The sequence below is a fragment of the Imperialibacter sp. genome (assembly GCF_040222815.1).
GTDB lineage: Bacteria > Bacteroidota > Bacteroidia > Cytophagales > Cyclobacteriaceae > Imperialibacter.
Window position 1 is genome coordinate 472,179 of record NZ_JAVKCH010000040.1, and the last position, 15,651, is coordinate 487,829.

At 46.0% G+C, this 15,651-nt stretch carries 18 protein-coding genes; 4 read left to right on the plus strand and 14 right to left on the minus strand.

What is annotated here, in order from left to right; translation table 11 throughout:
• Positions 1–5: 5 nt before the first annotated feature.
• On the minus strand, positions 6–302 hold the full coding sequence (locus RIF36_RS21875) for a type II toxin-antitoxin system RelE/ParE family toxin (RefSeq protein ID WP_350122794.1): 297 nt from the start codon (positions 300–302) through the stop codon (positions 6–8).
• A 2-nt stretch (positions 303–304) separates the two neighbouring features.
• On the minus strand, positions 305–538 hold the full coding sequence (locus RIF36_RS21880; protein ID WP_350077332.1) for a hypothetical protein: 234 nt from the start codon (positions 536–538) through the stop codon (positions 305–307).
• 319 nt (positions 539–857) lie between these two features.
• Between RIF36_RS21880 and RIF36_RS21885 the strand changes: the two genes are divergently transcribed.
• A complete protein-coding gene (locus RIF36_RS21885) occupies positions 858–983 on the plus strand; it encodes a hypothetical protein (protein WP_350089904.1) in 126 nt (41 codons plus the stop codon).
• Positions 984–1,160: 177 nt separating this feature from the next.
• Here RIF36_RS21885 and RIF36_RS21890 read toward each other — a convergent pair whose 3' ends face one another.
• The 11 genes from RIF36_RS21890 to RIF36_RS21940 form a co-directional block, all read right to left on the minus strand.
• Entirely contained in the window at positions 1,161–1,574 is a 414-nt protein-coding gene (locus tag RIF36_RS21890) for a type II toxin-antitoxin system VapC family toxin (RefSeq protein ID WP_350122796.1), read from the minus strand.
• Positions 1,546–1,812, minus strand: a complete 267-nt coding sequence (locus tag RIF36_RS21895; RefSeq protein ID WP_350122799.1) for a hypothetical protein — start codon at positions 1,810–1,812, stop codon at positions 1,546–1,548. The genes RIF36_RS21890 and RIF36_RS21895 overlap by 29 nt, the downstream gene beginning before the upstream one ends.
• A gap of 93 nt (positions 1,813–1,905) precedes the next feature.
• The gene (locus tag RIF36_RS21900) at positions 1,906–2,451 is read right to left on the minus strand and encodes an REP-associated tyrosine transposase (protein WP_350077324.1); all 546 of its coding nucleotides are present in this window, start codon (positions 2,449–2,451) and stop codon (positions 1,906–1,908) included.
• A 520-nt stretch (positions 2,452–2,971) separates the two neighbouring features.
• Positions 2,972–3,580 carry a hypothetical protein gene (locus tag RIF36_RS21905; protein ID WP_350122802.1) on the minus strand — a complete coding sequence of 203 codons (609 nt, stop codon included), beginning with the start codon at positions 3,578–3,580 and terminating at the stop codon, positions 2,972–2,974.
• Complete coding sequence (locus RIF36_RS21910) at positions 3,577–4,440, minus strand: RHS repeat-associated core domain-containing protein (RefSeq protein ID WP_350122805.1); 864 nt, start codon at positions 4,438–4,440, stop codon at positions 3,577–3,579. The genes RIF36_RS21905 and RIF36_RS21910 overlap by 4 nt, the downstream gene beginning before the upstream one ends.
• Positions 4,441–4,447: 7 nt before the next feature.
• Positions 4,448–6,022: an OmpA family protein gene (locus RIF36_RS21915; RefSeq protein ID WP_350122808.1), complete on the minus strand. Its 1,575-nt coding sequence runs from the start codon at positions 6,020–6,022 to the stop codon at positions 4,448–4,450.
• A gap of 103 nt (positions 6,023–6,125) precedes the next feature.
• On the minus strand, positions 6,126–6,971 hold the full coding sequence (locus RIF36_RS21920; protein WP_350122811.1) for a transporter: 846 nt from the start codon (positions 6,969–6,971) through the stop codon (positions 6,126–6,128).
• Positions 6,972–6,976: 5 nt separating this feature from the next.
• Entirely contained in the window at positions 6,977–7,897 is a 921-nt protein-coding gene (locus RIF36_RS21925) for a DM13 domain-containing protein (RefSeq protein ID WP_350122814.1), read from the minus strand.
• A 73-nt stretch (positions 7,898–7,970) separates the two neighbouring features.
• A complete protein-coding gene (locus tag RIF36_RS21930; RefSeq protein ID WP_350089880.1) occupies positions 7,971–8,381 on the minus strand; it encodes a DUF1761 domain-containing protein in 411 nt (136 codons plus the stop codon).
• A gap of 117 nt (positions 8,382–8,498) precedes the next feature.
• Positions 8,499–10,271: an alpha/beta hydrolase-fold protein gene (locus tag RIF36_RS21935; RefSeq protein WP_350089877.1), complete on the minus strand. Its 1,773-nt coding sequence runs from the start codon at positions 10,269–10,271 to the stop codon at positions 8,499–8,501.
• Between the two features lie 269 nt (positions 10,272–10,540).
• Entirely contained in the window at positions 10,541–11,635 is a 1,095-nt protein-coding gene (locus RIF36_RS21940) for a 2Fe-2S iron-sulfur cluster-binding protein (RefSeq protein WP_350122817.1), read from the minus strand.
• Between the two features lie 159 nt (positions 11,636–11,794).
• On the opposite strand from RIF36_RS21940, the gene RIF36_RS21945 reads away from it, so the two are divergent.
• From RIF36_RS21945 to RIF36_RS21955, 3 genes are all read left to right on the plus strand, one after another.
• Positions 11,795–13,423 carry a serine hydrolase domain-containing protein gene (locus tag RIF36_RS21945; protein ID WP_350122820.1) on the plus strand — a complete coding sequence of 543 codons (1,629 nt, stop codon included), beginning with the start codon at positions 11,795–11,797 and terminating at the stop codon, positions 13,421–13,423.
• Entirely contained in the window at positions 13,417–14,046 is a 630-nt protein-coding gene (locus tag RIF36_RS21950) for an NUDIX hydrolase (protein WP_350122823.1), read from the plus strand. Before RIF36_RS21945 ends, RIF36_RS21950 begins: the two co-directional genes overlap by 7 nt.
• Positions 14,047–14,150: 104 nt before the next feature.
• Positions 14,151–15,152 (plus strand): PAS domain-containing protein, encoded by a 1,002-nt coding sequence (locus RIF36_RS21955; RefSeq protein ID WP_350122826.1) that lies wholly within the window; start codon positions 14,151–14,153, stop codon positions 15,150–15,152.
• Between the two features lie 75 nt (positions 15,153–15,227).
• Here RIF36_RS21955 and RIF36_RS21960 read toward each other — a convergent pair whose 3' ends face one another.
• Positions 15,228–15,632: a DUF1761 domain-containing protein gene (locus tag RIF36_RS21960; protein ID WP_350122829.1), complete on the minus strand. Its 405-nt coding sequence runs from the start codon at positions 15,630–15,632 to the stop codon at positions 15,228–15,230.
• Between the last annotated feature and the right edge of the window lie 19 nt (positions 15,633–15,651).

Consider the following 15,651-nt stretch of genomic DNA (forward strand, 5'->3'; position numbering starts at 1 on the left):
GTTTATTATGCCTTAAACTGCTTTGGGTCTTTTCGATTAGGTCTAAAGCTCACAACTTCTATATAATCATCTTTGATGCGGTAATAAATACTTGTCTGTTTACTAAAGGCACATTTTCTCAGCCCTTTTTGCTTATTGGATGCACGATACATCTCTGGCATTTTCGAGACCTGGGCAGGCACTCTTTCTATCCGATCATAAATCTCTTTTGCTTTTTTTCGTCCAAACTTCTGAATAATGTATTCCAGTAACTCTATTTCCTCATATCTGGCACGAAGAGAATAGCGAACTTCTAAAGCCAATTCTAGAAGTTAAAGCGGCTTTTGATTTCTTCACGGACAGACTGATGGGATACATATTGCCCTTTATCCAGCTGCTCCAACCCTTCGTTAATTGCCGCTTGGTCTTCCGGACTCAGCTCATCCCAAAAATCCACTTCGTCTTCAATGTTCAAAAGGGATTTGACAGCGTTCAAAATCTGGTCATCGTTGCTGCTAATGATTTCTGATATGATCTTGTACTTTACTGCAATGTCCATTCGATTCATGTTTTTATACTCTAAAGTTAACGATTTGCTTTCATTATTGATTTATCCGAACGGATGAAACTTGTTAGCGCCCTCCTTCAGTCATTCCGCAAAGCTTAACAAGACACACTTCTGGTAGAAGCTACCTGGGTAGTGTGTAAAGGAAGCAAGGTAGGTGCGCCAGGCCCGCATAAACACCCCGGAGCTAACTGCAGACGCCCTGGCCGGGTCGCATCCTACCAGCTGCACCTTGGCCGGGGGCTCCCAGCCAAGAGTCCTGACCGGCCGTGCCCGAGCCAAGGCCGAAAAGTTCTGCCCGGAAGGCTAGCAAGTGGTTTTACAGACTCAGAAGGAAAAACGAGACCGCTACGCCCGCTACCTGGCAGAAGTGCTACACGAGGGCAAGAACCTCTCTGATTACCTGCTGGGAATAGGCGCCGCTAAGCCGTGGAAGTAGAAGAGCCCCGCATTGCTGCAAGGGCTCTTTGTAATTGTGGCTATTGGTACGAGACGCAGTCTCGCACCAATGTTCAGTGCTATTGGATGGCACTACTGCTCGGACTAGCGGGGCGTGCCGCCTCAAGCGGCAAAAGAGCGTTGGGATTGTGGGAACTGGGTGGAGTTTGCGGTGGGGTTACCAAGCTACCGTTTCCAGTTCCTTGATGTGACTAAAGTGTTGATCAGCTGTAACCAATGCAATATCATGCTCTATTGCCAGTGCAGCAATCCAGAGATCGTTTTCAGGAATGGGTTTACCCAAAGATTTGAGCTGTGACTTGATGCCACCATAGTGATGAGCAGTCGTTTCACTTACTTCAAGCACTGGATAATTATCTAAAAAATAGGCTATCTCTTTCAAGCGTTTTTTCTTATTGGCAACTACTCCTGAAGCATAAGCCCCAAAATACAACTCGCCGATCACGATAGAAGGCAGAAAAATCTCTCCTTCTGCAAGTTTCATTCTAATCGTCTGATCACCTTTGAAAAAATCAACTACGACATTAGTATCTACCAAAAACCTACCACTCACTTGTGTCGATTTTTTCACAACCATCTTCTATTACCTTTTTAACATCTTCTGCTTCTTCATTTGTCCATGAACCCGACAGGGTATCCAGCATAGCCTTCCTTTCTTCAAAAGTGGGCTTGGGAAGCACAAGAGATTCTATTTGATTGATTTTACCAATATCTTTCATTGAGCTAAAAGCTTCGATAATCCGCAGTTTTCTGGCTTCTATATTCATATCTGTATTCCTCCTTCCCACAAAATAACGATTTATTTGCATGATTTGATCCGTTTAGAGTGGATGATGTTAATAATTTGCTCTTTCAGTCCCTCCATGCCCAACGCTGGTGCGAGCCTGTGGCTCGTATCCTATCTAAACCAAATCTATCTCAATTACTCCTTTCCCTCCACTGTAATCAATCGCACTGCTATATTTCCAATGATGTGGTTCTGAGACGAAGCCAGCAACTACTGGGTTATTATGAATGTAGTCGACTTTTTGATCGATTACATGAGCACTCCAAAGTTCAATAGGCTTATTATTTTGTTGCCATAGCTGTCTTTGCTTTACATTGCTATTTTTCTGGCCTGCCCTTTCCATCATCCACAATAACCACTCTTTCCTGCTTTCTTTTGGGTTGAGCTCAATCGCTTCCTGCAGTTTCTTTGAAGTATAGGATTTAAATTGACCAAGGAGTCTACCAGGATTGTTGTTCTTATCCCGGAAAATAAGGTGCACGTGACTCGGCATAATGCACCAGCAGTAAATTTCCATCCCTTTTTCTGTTCTACAGAAACCTAGGTTTTCAAAAAGTATTTGAAAATACTCCTCTCTGGTAAAGACATCGAGCCAATAAACTGTAGCGAAGCTTACAAAGTACAGCCCTTCCTTATTATAAAATTTGTATTTCCTGCTCAATAACTTTTTTACACAAAATAGCAGTAAATGGCTACAAAAGCCACCTTACGGGCAGATTGCTGAGCCGCAAATTTGTGGAAGTAGAAAAGTCCCCGGGCGGGTCTTTGTGTTTATGGCTAATGGTATGAGCCGACCTGGAAGGGCACAGACTCAAACCAGCGTTCAGCGCTATCGGCAGGCTAGCTGCTCGGACTAGGGGCCCCCGAGCGGGAAGCCGCATTGCTGCAAGGGCTCTTTGTGCTTGTGGCTAGTGGGCCGCTAAGCCCTGGAAGTGAAAAGCCCCTGCTAAAGGGCTTCTGTTGTTGTTTATGGTACGAGCCAAAAGGCTCGCACCAGCGTTCGCTGCTATTGGCTGGGCTTGCTGCTCGGACTAGCGGGGGAGCATATTGGGGCCAAAGCAAAGAAGTAGTGCCCGGAGGCCCTTTTATTACCCTACAGATATAGAAGCAGCGGCGGGATCGATATGCTCGGTATTAGCCGAAGTACTGCACGAGGGCAACAAGGGACTCACTTAACCCTGTCAATAAAAGAACTCAGTTTCATAAGACTCCATTTTCACAAGAGAAAGGAGATAGTCCACTATTTTCAGAATCTCTTCCCCCTTCGGCAAGTCACATGCTACCGGAGACCATCGTAAGATCTGGTTCTCATTTTTTCCTTGCTTTATCTTTACCAAGTAAGTGGTACCATCTGCACCTTCGCAGTCCATCTTGTCGTTCGATAGTTTCCAAAATGAACTATAATTAAGTAATGCTCGGAGGGAATCGGTAGTTTGAATGGCTTGTTCTGGCCAAAGCAGCCTCTCAAATGACAACACAATTTCTTTTTCATTCACAATTGAAAACTTCACCCGCATGCTAGAATCATTCCCTAGCAGGCTATACACAAAGTAAGTTCCGACCGATGCATGTACTATTACCATTTGGGCATTTAGCTCCACGGAGCCAACTTGAAGTTCTCCGGCACTATACTTGGACAAGAGGCTGTCATATGTAAGGAATGCATCTGAATACTCTAAGGTCTCCTTGTGAATAGAAGGAGATACGTCTTCCTTTAAAGTATTATTTTCTTTCCCTTGAGAACAGCCTAGGGACGTTACTGCGAGTAAAAAGTACAAAAGCTTGTTCATTGAAATCTCTTTTTTCGATCGAAAACAATATCGTTTTGCCCCTTATTATATAGATATACATTACTTGGGGTTACTACAGCATTTCGGTAACCTCTTTTTGCTTCATGGTTCCTGTCGTTCATTTGCCCGTCCTTGCTTGGAGGATCCTGCAAAGCGCCTCCTCGTCTATTATCTCGCCGTCCACTATTCGGGTGAGTATGATAGTACCCCACATAATCATCACTTTCATTTTTACCTGAGAAAATTATCGTAGCTGGCCCCCCAGGAAAATCCTCATCTCCAATTCGCACTTCTCCACTACTCTCATACAAAAAGGAGCCATGCTCGGATGACAGGCCATCATACCATTCCCCTCCCGTACCATTATCTTTATCACCTTTTGTGCCTTCGAATCTTGATTCTAAGCCATCTAGCATGTATGAGGTCCCAAAGCTCCTCAAATCCGAGGATTGTTCATTCATTAGGTCTTTAATCAAGGTCTTGAAAAACTCTCCTTTATTTTCATCGTTGACCACAGTAACGGCATTTTCTAACCCATCATGTGACATATAAAGCAGAGCTCCTGCGTTATCATAATATGCCGTGGAATCGCCATTAATATCCACAAAAAGCATGGGGTTATTTCTCCCATATTGATAGGGCGACAGGTCGTTGTAGTTCTCAGCAAACCTATCCTGATTAAAAAACCTTCCTAGTGTGGCATCGTAGTTCCTGGCCCCGTAGTCATACCAGTTCAGGTCAAGCTCATCCTGCAGCTCCTTCCCATTGTACAGATAGTCATTTTTCAGCCCCGATTGATAGGAGTTAAAAGCGAGGCCAAATGGGTAATAGTCACTTCCAGGTAATTGGCCAGGAAGCACCCCCAATTCAATTCTCCAACACCTTAAACTCCACCCTCCTGTTTGTCTGCCTGTTTTCGGCAGAGGTGTTTGGCACTTCTGGCTGGCTTTCGCCGTAACCAAGAGCGGTGATGCGGTTGGCGTCGATGCCGTTGTCTACCACGTACTGGCGCACGGCCTCTGCCCTGCCCTGCGACAAATTCTTGTTGTAATCGTCGCTGCCCACATCGTCGGTATGCCCGCCTATTTCGATGGTAATAGTCGGGTTCTCGTTCATAAAATCTACCACCTTGTCCAGCTCTTCAAAAGACTCTGGTCGTAAAATAGTCTTGTTAGTATCAAAGAATACCTTTTCCAGGCGAACCTTAGTACCTACTTCAATCGGATCGAGGTAAAAGGGCTTGTCGTAGTACCTTTCCAACCCATCATACGCCACATCAATCTCGTCGTTCGCTGAAAGAAAGCCCTCAGCCTTTACTTCCAGTTTGAAGTTGCCCTCATGCGGCAGCTCTACCTCATAAAAACCATCTCCCTCTCCGCTTTCTACAAACCCGTCGTCGGATTGCGCAGACTGATACCCAACCACTGCACCCGAAATGGGCGTCCGGTCTTTGCTCGACATGACAATGCCAGTAAGCATGATGATTGGCTCAGGTTCTGGTTCCGGCTCAGGTTCCGGTTCGGCCTTGGCAGGCACCAGGCCGAAAATATCCAGACTTCCCCCATCCTGAGTGGTATAAGACCTTGTGGTAAAAGCATTCTGCCCATCACCGCTAATCGAGAAGTAAGCATCAAAACCTTTGGTATTCACCGGTTCGCCGAGGTTGACCGGCTTCGACCATTTCATCCAGGTGTCATCCAGGCGTTTGGCCATGTAAATGTCGGTGCTGCCAAATCCCCCCGGTCTGTTGCTCGCAAAGTATAAGGTAACGCCATCAGCTGCCAGAAAAGGCCCAAACTCATCGTACACAGTGTTGATCCCTTCAGGCATTTTTGCAGGTGGCGTCCACTTGCCGCCTTTGTCAAAACTGATGTACAGGTCACTGTATTTGCCTTTTACTCTTTCAGTAAAATACATGATCACCACTTTGGCGTCGTTGCTCATGAAGCTGCCCGAAAACAAGCCCTTGTTCATGCCATCGTAGTTGGGAATATTCACTTGCGTAGGTGCCGACCAACTATTTCCAGACCGGCGGACAATGGAAAACCCAGGCTCGTTCTTTCTGGCTCCGCCATTAAGCATGAGTGTGTTGCCGTCGGTGGTAATTCCCAGCACCTTATTGAACTTATGGATATTGAAAGGAGCGCCAGCGTGCACAGCCTGCGTCCAGTTTCCATCTGCGTCCCTGGTCGAGTACCAAATGTCCTGTGAGCCGTCTTCTCCGTAGGTGTTTTCAGGGCTGTTAGACACCACCCAGTAAAGCGTATTGCCATCAGGAGAAATAATCGGGCCGGACTCATGGTGTCCCGTATTCAATTCTTTTCCTAACTTTTCGAGGTCAAATTTCGGCGCTTCGTCTTCTTCTTGTGCCTGCCCAAAATGGGCGATAGAAAGAAATTTAATGCATAAAAAAATACTCAGTAGAGTGGCTGGTTTCTTCATTTGACTATCAATTAAGCTGCAAAATAATGATAGTGTGACATTTAGCCAATCTCAGGAAACTTTATTGACTTTTGAGAAGATCAAATAGTACCAAAAATGCCTGCTACGGCTTGAAGAAGATACCCACACTCCAGGCCGGCCTGGCCAGCACGTTTTTTCCTGACAAGGCATAGTCGACAGCAACACTTGCACCCATTTTTCCTCCTTTGTGTAGGTAGGCGACCTGAGGGCCATAGGCAAAGTATTCCGTATTGTTTGAAAAAATACCATTCACAGCATCAGGCGCATCTCCGTTAAAAAAGGAAGAAACATTCCTGATCATGGCAGAGACAAGTACCCGTTCTTTGATGGTACAACCAATCTCTGCATTGTAATGAAGTTCTTCCGAGAAACCTTTCGTCCGGTTGTTAAAACCCACGCCAAAAGTGGCATAAGCCGGTATCGGATGCAGCGAAACACCTCCTTCAAGCCTCAGCAGCTGATTAAATTCCCCATCTCCGGTTTGCAAAAGCATGGTATTTCCGCCACCCGGGTTACCAGTCGGCAACCCGAAATACACTCCCGCTGCCAGCACAAAAGCCTTGTCTTGAATGATACCGTACTTAGCGCCCACCAGCATGTCGCCCAGTGAAGTAACTGCATCGCCGGGTTCGGTGCGGCCACTCAGGGTGAACTGGCGCTCGTTCAGGACATTTCTGGCAATCAACGGCACGGTACCAATGATATCAATACGGTCTGTTATGCCATACTCTCCGTAAAAGTTGGTGAGGTAAATAGACGAGGTCGTAATCGGCACTATATTGCCCTCCTTGTCAAAAAACTGGTTGGCAATGATCCAGCGCTCTTCCAGCTTAAAGTAGCCGTGTCCTTTTTTAGATGTCCAACCTCCGCCCGCCAGACAATTGGCAGACAAAGCAAGTCCGATAATCAACGAGAGGAGGTATTTCATATTTATTAATTCAGCTCAGCCAAACCGAAGACAACATTGAACGGCTTGCACAGTATGATCACATATTTGTAGTCGTCGATAGCAACGCCGTCGGCCCGGTAGCTGCTGGGCCCAGTGGTGCTAGCCAACGCAGCCAACTCTTTTCCACCGGCCACCGAGTTGTCCTGATTAGACAGGTATACAAACAAGCCTGGGCCATTATTGGAATTGAAATTATCTTGCAAGCTCACCTGCAAGGCGTTGCTGTCGAGGATGCTCACTCTCACATCGCCACTCACATTGTAGCCGCCTTTGCCTATAAAGCTGCCGGTTCGCACGCCAAATTCCCCACCGACGATTATTTGATAAGGCTCACTGTTGACGCCATCTGCTGAGGCAATAATATTTGTTGTGCCGTCAGCCACGCCCAGCACCAGCCCCTCATTGTCAATGGAAGCGATAGCTGGATCAGTAGATGACCAGGTCACCTCTATATCATCGATGGTAACGTCAGCCGAATTGTAAACAAAAGCATTCAGGTCAACAGATTCACCAGGTTCCACCCGCATAGCCTCACCGGTTATTTTGATGTAGGCCACCTCGTTGGCCAAATCAATAATATTGAGCTGCAGACCTTTCGATGCCTGCCCCCCGTAACTGGCGGTAATTGTCACCTGCCCCCTGGCAACACCAAAAACAATCCCATTCACGTCAACAGTAGCCACAGCCGGGTCAGACGACTGCCAGGTAGTCGGCACATCGAATCGGTCTCCGAATTCATTCACTCCGTTAGAAGTCATCTGAAGACTTTCATTGACGTTAAGAAACGCCTGAGGCGAAAAGATTTCGACACTGCTTACGGTGTCTTCAACCAGATCAGTGCCTATGCACGAAATCATCAATGCGGAGAGGGTACTGAACACAATAAAGCACTTGATCAATGACATCTTTATTCACTTTAGGTGGAAAGATACTAAGGATGCGAAATCAAGAATGTCTCGAAATGGACAAAGGCTGGATTTACATCCAATAGCCCAGCACCAACCCCATTAACGGGTAGGCTACAAGGCAGTATCCAACAGAAATGAGATAGAAGCGTATTGGGCGGGTTTCGTACACAAAATTGATGGCTTGCGCAACTGCCACAAAGGCGGCAGCCAGAAACCCAAGGAGCACCCCTTCAAAAGCGCTGGTACCATGCTCTGCATGAATAAGTATGGACAAAAGAAATGAAGTACATATGCTAAGAAGGAAGCCTGTTAAAAAACCGTACTTTTTATCACGTGAAGCAACCCCTTCTGCACCAAGCCCAATGTCTTTGGCCCAAAAATACCCGAAAAGCCCTCGGCTAAACCACAGCAACTCCAAACTCTGGCCAATCAAAACGGCAAAAAAAATAGCTATGTAGTTGAGTTCGGAAATAACGTCCATTTATAGGTGTTTGTTGATTAAGGCAAATTTATAACAAATTAGCTTATACGCAGTATACAATTCCGCCAGCGTAACACCACAGCTAAAATTTACGGTCAGCCCGATCAAAGTGGTCGATCAGATCCCCCAGTTAATGAGCCTGAAACCTCTCGGCTTGGTCTTACGCAACCGTTCCTTTATTTTGGGCAGGTACATTGTGTTGTATCGCAGTCGGCTGATGTAGTTGGGGTTCTCATGATCCCCGTTCCAACAATGCTCAGCCCGGTCACCGTAGTCTACCTCCCCGCCATAATATGGGTCAGTGGTGCTCTCCAGAAACTCCTCTGTCAAATAAACAGCGTTATTCAGATAGTAGTTGTCCATGTCTCCGCAGTAGATATGCACTTTGCCTTCGAGCTTTTTGCCAATCTTAGCCCAGTCCCTTTTCATAATATGACTGAGGTCATAATTCTCTTTCCAATAGTTAGCCACCTCTTTGTCAATCACGCCAGTCATTTTGTCCCAAATCGGGCGGGGATATCCATTGGCACCTGTTGGCGAATAAACTGCCTGCCAAATGTCCCACTGGTCACCCGACCGGCTCTCCCTGCCTCCAATCACGAGCTCCTTGTGGTTCGACTCCTGAATGGTACTTTGCACATGCCCAAGATAATCCCGGTGCCCAGGCCTCGGCGTTTTATTGTAATCATTATCAAGGTAGTAGGCGTTCTCATCTTCATACAAATTGACTACAGTGTAAGCACGAAAGTCGATAGGATCGGGACATGCGGCAAAACACCCATTGTACTCATCGGGGTAGAAAACCTGGGCAGCAAGCGCCTCCCAACCACCAGTGGAGCCGCCATACAGGAATCTTCCCCAACCTTCGCCTATCCCATTAAACTGCTCTTCGATATAGGGAAGCAGTTCATAGGTAATGGCGTCGCCATAGGGCCCCAAATTGGCTGAGTTCACAGCATAGGAGTCATCGTAGTATGGGTTTTGGTGCTGAATTTCAATAGCAATATACCGGGGAAATCTCGGCCCGGTCCATTGCTTGTAGAGATCGTATGCTTCCTGCTGCACAATCTTGTTGTACCCCTCTATTTTAAATCTTTCGCTGTAGTCAGCCTTCAGATTAGGATCAGGAGGTGTCTCACTAAACCCACCAAAAGTATAGGGAAAATGCCCATGAAATACCATCAGCGGATATCTAGCATCGGGCTGCTTGTCCCAGTCATGCGGCAGTAGAATATTGGCCCCCAGATACATTGGTCTACCCCAAAATTCAGACAGTAGCTTGCTCTCAATCTTCACGTGCTTGATATACTTTGTGTCGACCGGGTCTGGAATGGGAGGTATCTCATTTGTAAGCGAAATTTTAAAATTGCCTCCAGTGGCGGGATTAATGGTCACCTTTTGCGGCGTGCTGAAAAGATTTTTTGGCGACGAAGCCCATTGCTGCCCTTCCCCCTGATCCATGTGAAGCTTCACGGTATGCCCGTTGGCCAGATTGAAGGTGGTGTACTTATTCAAAAAACCCTGAATATAATAGTCGCCCGGGGGGATGTTCTTGATACTTTGAACGGGATATCCAAAAACAGCTGAGTCAACAACGACCTCCGTCCCGGCCTGGAGTTGATCCACCGTGATGCCAAAAATCATTTGAGAAGAGGGCCCATCCGAGATTTGGAACCGTGGTTCGGGGTCATTTGTCTTGGCAATGACCAGCAGTATTCTGCCGTCAAAGGGCCCGTCAGTAAACTTCTTGTCTATAGAAATTCCAAAATTGAGCACAGGCTTAGGCGGAGGAGTATTCGCCTGCTCTTTGTCAGAGCAACTGCTGACAGCAAAAACAAAAATGAGCAGAAATAAAGGAGAAAGATTATCCAGGCAGCGCTTCAATTGCATACGGTTCAGGTTTCTAAGGAGGAATGTAGCCTTAAAATCTCAAAGGTGCAAAGGGGTTTCTGTGAGCGTTATTCAAGAGAGAAGGAAAACAAAGTATCAACAATTTAAATGATGTGATGATCGGTTAATAACTTATTTAAAGGGGTTTAATAACTTACGAGATTCATTTTTGTCGAAAATAACGCTGCGTAGAACAGTATTTTTCACCTTTCAGCGACGCACACCATCATTTGTCGGTTTAAATGGTATTTTATGGTTATGATCGGTTGTTATCCTATTTCAATCACCACATCGTTTGTTGTAGGATGCCCTACACAACAAAGAACATACCCTTCTCCTTTTTCAGAGGCTGAAAGTCCATCGTCCTCATCCATCTTCACCTCCCCGGAAAGCAACTTACCCCGGCAGGCAGTGCACAAACCACTTTGGCAAGAATATGGCATGTCAATGTCGAGGCTAAGACCAGTCTCCAAAATCGTTTTGCCTGATGGAACGTCAAATGTGTGCTCCTGTCCGTCGAGAATGATTTTAACGGGCAAGCTTTGCCCTGATTGATCGACAATCTCCGCCGGAGATGTCTCTCCGGCTGTAAAGCTTTCTCTTTTGATGGTGTCAGCTGCAACGCCCAATTTCACCAATCCATCCACAGCGATATCCATCATTGGCGCCGGCCCACACGTGAAAAATTCAGCTTCTTTGAAATCAAACGCAGGCAGGTTGTTTAGGATTTGCTCCACTTTTTCAACGGTAAGTAGCCCCTCAAGACTTTCAACATCCGCTGACGGCTTTTCCAATACGTGTATCACTTTCAGCCGTTCCCCATATGCAGCCCCCATTTCCTCCAGCTCGGCCTTAAAAATGATCGAGTCTTTATCACGATTGCAGTAAACTAGCCAAACTGTGGAAAGAGGTTCTTTGAACAAAACCGATTTTGCGATGGACATCAGTGGCGTGATGCCGCTGCCTCCTCCAATCATCACCAAATGGCGCTTTCTGTTTTCATCAATAGGGGTCACAAAATGCCCCATTGGCTCCATAACCTCTATTTCATCGCCAACCCTGGTCACAGTATTGACATAAGTAGACATGCTGCCTCCCTCTACTTTCTTCACTGTAACGGCGGGCAGTTCATCCAAAAACGGACTACTGCAAAGAGAATAAGCCCTCCGAATCTTCTTCCCGTCAATAGTAAGTATGAGCGTCACAAATTGGCCTGCCTGGTAATTCAACCCGCCTTCCGGGTTTTCAAAAACAAGACTCACCGCATCGTTAGTTTCCCTTCGAACCTGATGGACTTTAAGTGTCAGGTACCTGCTATCCTTTTTTTTCTCTTTTGACGACTTCTTAAAAAAACTAAATGCCATTGCTACAAATGCTGAAAATTCTAAAACAATAGTTGATGGGAAATATGATGAGCTAAGTGCTGCAAAACTAATCCTAAAACCATTCCCTACCAATCAAATCAACGCTACTTTAAAAGGTGCCATTTTTTTCCTTACTTCTCCTCTCAAATCCCCCTTGTAATGAAACAATCCTTTCTCGGTTTAGTGCTCGTTTACATCTTTTATTGTTGCAGCCCTATTGAAAACCCGCAACAGGTAAATAAGTTCGAAAGTGAGCTAGATGCCATTTTTGCAGAATTCCAAAACGACGCATCACCAGGCTGTGCTGTCGCTGTTTTTCAGGGCGACAAGGTTGTTTTTCAAAAAGGCTATGGCCTCGCCAATATCGAAAACAATGTTCCCATCACCACATCAACTACCTTCGACATAGCGTCAGTCTCCAAGCAATTTACAGCCTATGCTGCGGCACTATTGCTGGAACAGGGAAAGATCGCACTCACCGACGACATAAAAGCGTACTTTCCTGAATTGAATGACTTTCCCCACCAAATTACCATCGACCAGCTCATTCATCACACCAGTGGCCTTAGAGACTGGCCACAAACACTGGCTGTGGCGGGCTGGAGCATGGAGGATGAGCTTACCTACGAACAAATATTGCGAATGGCTTTTGCCCAAAAAGACCTCAACTATGAACCAGGCACCGAATATTCATATACCAACACAGGTTATGTGTTGCTGGCGGAATTAGTAAGCAGGGTCGCTGAGGAACCGTTTCATTCATATATAAACAAGGTGGTTTTCGAGCCTCTTGGCATGAAAAACAGCCTGTTCAACCACGACATCCACAGCGTTATTGCTGGAAAGGCCCAAAGCTACTACAAAGTCGATTCGGCCACCTATGGCAGCTATGCCAACACCACCACTGCTATGGGCTCTTCGAGCATGGTTTCCACTGTCGAAGACCTGGCCAAATGGTTGATGTCTCTATCGGAAAACCCGGCAAATAGCCCAGCGGTTAATCGGCTCCACGAAAGAGGTGTACTAACCAATGGCGACAGCATTCACTACGCTTACGGCGTTTGGTTCGAAGAGTCGGGTGACCTGCCGGTGATTACGCATACAGGGTCGTGGGCAGGCTTCAGAGCGATGACGATGCGCTTCCCTACAAAAGATTTTGGCCTGGTTATTTTAAGTAATTACGCCGGGTTCGACAGATATGGATATGCCGAAAAGGTGGCAAAAGCCTTTTTAACAGATGATTATCATCTTTCTGATGAAAAGACTGACGAACTACCACTCTCGGACAGTTATCAGCACCTGGCCGGAGCCTATGTTTCGTCCCCCGCACGGATTTACGAACTTGGGAGTGATGATAACCCTATGAAATTATCCATTGATGGGGCCTTTGAATACACCATGGTGGCGGCAGATTCAGAAGGAGAGTTTTTCGCCAGCGAAGATCCAACACTCTTGCTAAAACAAAAGGGAACAACATTGTCGATAAATGGGCAGCCACTGGAGAAAATTAAGACGGAGCGACTTCCGCTGGGCGACTACACTGGCACCTATTTCAGCGACGAACTCCAGATGATGTATGAAGTAGTTGTGAAAGACGAACAGCTTTTCATGAGTTGCCTCAGGCACGGCCCGGTTACTTTGCAGCCCATTGCGGGCAACTTGTTTGCAGGTGGTGAGTGGTTTCTGGGGAGGATATTGTTTACCACCACGGTCGACGGCATTTCTGGTTTTCAGGTGTTTGGCGGCAGGGTGAGAAGGCTACATTTCAGAAAGGTGCAATCATGGTAGACCAGGCGAGCATTTTTGACAGCCTACTCCGAATAAAAGCACTTTCGCAGATTGGACTGAATTTTAGGAATTCGGAGTACGACCGTGAACGATACAAGGAGATTGTTTCCATAGTAGACCAGCTTATTGCAGGCATATCTGACATGCCCATCGAGAGAATAACGGTTCTCCATGCAAATGAAGAAAGCTATATCACCCCCAAAGTGGATGTAAGAACAATAGTTCTGAAGAACGACCAGGTTTTGCTTATCCAGGAAAAAGCAGACGGACGCTGGGCGCTTCCCGGAGGCTGGGCCGACATTGGCTACACACCATCGGCAGTAGCAGTGAAGGAGGTAAGAGAGGAAACGGGATTGGATGTGAAAATTGAAAGACTGCTGGCGGTTTTTGACAACTCCCTGCACCAACACCCCCCATCGCCTTTCTATGTGTACAAGCTCTTCTTTCTGGGAACGGTCACAGGAGGCTCATTCGATCTAAAAGGTCACGAGTCATTAGAGGTCGGGTTCTTTTCTTTACAAGAACTTCCGCCACTGTCAGAAGAAAGAAACACCTACGAGGAAATACATAAACTAACGACAATTGCTGTTCAAGGCAGCAACGGACAGACCTTGTTTGACTAAATGACAACAAATATCAGCGTGGACTCAAAGGTATTTCAGATTGAGTCATATTTACCCTATATTCAGTGAGCTTTGATACAACGACTCTCTTTTTTTTGGAATAGATGGACGAATATTACCAAAGATCTCTTGATAAATTCTGTGCCGTTTCGGTATCCGACCCGGAAAGTATTATCTCATCGGTTAATGACTTCTTCTGTCGTGTGTCAGGTTATGAGAGAAACGAATTAATCGGGAGGTCTTACAATATTCTGAAGTCAGCAACTCATGGTGAAGATTTCTACAAAGACTTGTGGAACACCGTCAGCAAAGGCAAGGTTTGGAAAGGGGAAATATGCAATTTATCGAAAGACAGCACGCACTATTGGCTGGACACCACCATAGTACCCGACCTCACAGCAACTGGTGAGATCATCCGGTATATTACCTATCAGGTGCCAATCAATGACCCGATCCAAAAAAAGCAGACAGCTAGCGATACAAACAGGCAAAGTTCAGATGAAAGCGACGACCTGTATCATTCTCTGGTTAATAATCTACCCATCAGCGTATGGAGAAAAAACAAGGAAGGAAAAATAACCTATGTAAATAAGACCCTGGTTCAAAATGTAAAGATGGAAGAGTCAGAGCTACTGGGAAAAACGAACCACGACCTGTACCCAAAGGAGCTTGCTGACAAATACGAAAAAGATGACAAGGAGGTGATCTCAAGCGGCGTCGCCCTGCATTCAGTTGAGCCCAATATTGATCTAAAAACAGGAGAGCACATCTACATTGAAACAATCAAAATCCCCATCAAAGGAAGGGATGGAAGCATTGAGGGTCTTCAGGGAGTGTTTTGGAATATCACAGAGTCGATAGAAACTCAAAAGCGCCTCGAAATCCAAAACGAACAATTGACAGAGATCGCCTGGTTGCATTCACACAAAATAAGAGGCCCGGTGGCTACAATTATGGGCTTGATGAATATTTTCGATTGGACCAATATGAATGATCCTCAAAATTTAGACATAGTGAGAAAGGTCGACACGGTAAGTAAGCAACTCGACGAAATTATTCATGACGTCGTGAAGAAAACAGGCGATCTCTATAAAAAAGAAGATTGAAGGCGCCCTGATGCCCAATTATCCTACCCTGCCTGACATGGCTACAGCAACGCAAATAACAACTGATGAGGCAGCTTAATGCCAGGCGCCAGGTATGTAGCCGGAAATAGCCAGCGAGACCATCCAGTAACCTCCATTGATAATGATATACTTAAAGGATCTCTGCTCGTACATCGCATTAACGCCAATGCCCATGGCAACAAAGCCAAAGCCTGTCAAAAAACCGTACAAGGCGCCATCGGTGGCTCCAATTTCGGTCCCGAACATCATGGCCATGTTGAATATGAGGATAAAGCTCATGACAAAAGCTGAACCAAACACTTTACCCATATTACCGCTTTTCGCTTTCTCTTCGGTCATACCCGACTCCTTCATCCAGGCTGCACCAAATACTTTTGGGTTGTACCAAACAAAACCAACAACAAAGGTTACAACCGTGGCTGCCACAATTGCTAACCAGTTCAATGCAGAAATGTCCATAAAATTAGTTTATGTTAGT

Bases quoted from the DNA above. Each gene is read 5' to 3' on its own strand.
- RIF36_RS21880 (WP_350077332.1), bottom strand. From the start codon at position 538: ATGGACATTGCAGTAAAGTACAAGATCATATCAGAAATCATTAGCAGC.
- RIF36_RS21895 (WP_350122799.1), bottom strand. From the start codon at position 1,812: ATGCAAATAAATCGTTATTTTGTGGGAAGGAGGAATACAGATATGAAT.
- RIF36_RS21905 (WP_350122802.1), bottom strand. From the start codon at position 3,580: ATGAACAAGCTTTTGTACTTTTTACTCGCAGTAACGTCCCTAGGCTGT.
- RIF36_RS21915 (WP_350122808.1), bottom strand. From the start codon at position 6,022: ATGAAGAAACCAGCCACTCTACTGAGTATTTTTTTATGCATTAAATTT.
- RIF36_RS21920 (WP_350122811.1), bottom strand. From the start codon at position 6,971: ATGAAATACCTCCTCTCGTTGATTATCGGACTTGCTTTGTCTGCCAAT.
- RIF36_RS21925 (WP_350122814.1), bottom strand. From the start codon at position 7,897: ATGTCATTGATCAAGTGCTTTATTGTGTTCAGTACCCTCTCCGCATTG.
- RIF36_RS21930 (WP_350089880.1), bottom strand. From the start codon at position 8,381: ATGGACGTTATTTCCGAACTCAACTACATAGCTATTTTTTTTGCCGTT.
- RIF36_RS21935 (WP_350089877.1), bottom strand. From the start codon at position 10,271: ATGCAATTGAAGCGCTGCCTGGATAATCTTTCTCCTTTATTTCTGCTC.
- RIF36_RS21940 (WP_350122817.1), bottom strand. From the start codon at position 11,635: ATGGCATTTAGTTTTTTTAAGAAGTCGTCAAAAGAGAAAAAAAAGGAT.
- RIF36_RS21945 (WP_350122820.1), top strand. From the start codon at position 11,795: ATGAAACAATCCTTTCTCGGTTTAGTGCTCGTTTACATCTTTTATTGT.
- RIF36_RS21950 (WP_350122823.1), top strand. From the start codon at position 13,417: ATGGTAGACCAGGCGAGCATTTTTGACAGCCTACTCCGAATAAAAGCA.
- RIF36_RS21955 (WP_350122826.1), top strand. From the start codon at position 14,151: ATGGACGAATATTACCAAAGATCTCTTGATAAATTCTGTGCCGTTTCG.
- RIF36_RS21960 (WP_350122829.1), bottom strand. From the start codon at position 15,632: ATGGACATTTCTGCATTGAACTGGTTAGCAATTGTGGCAGCCACGGTT.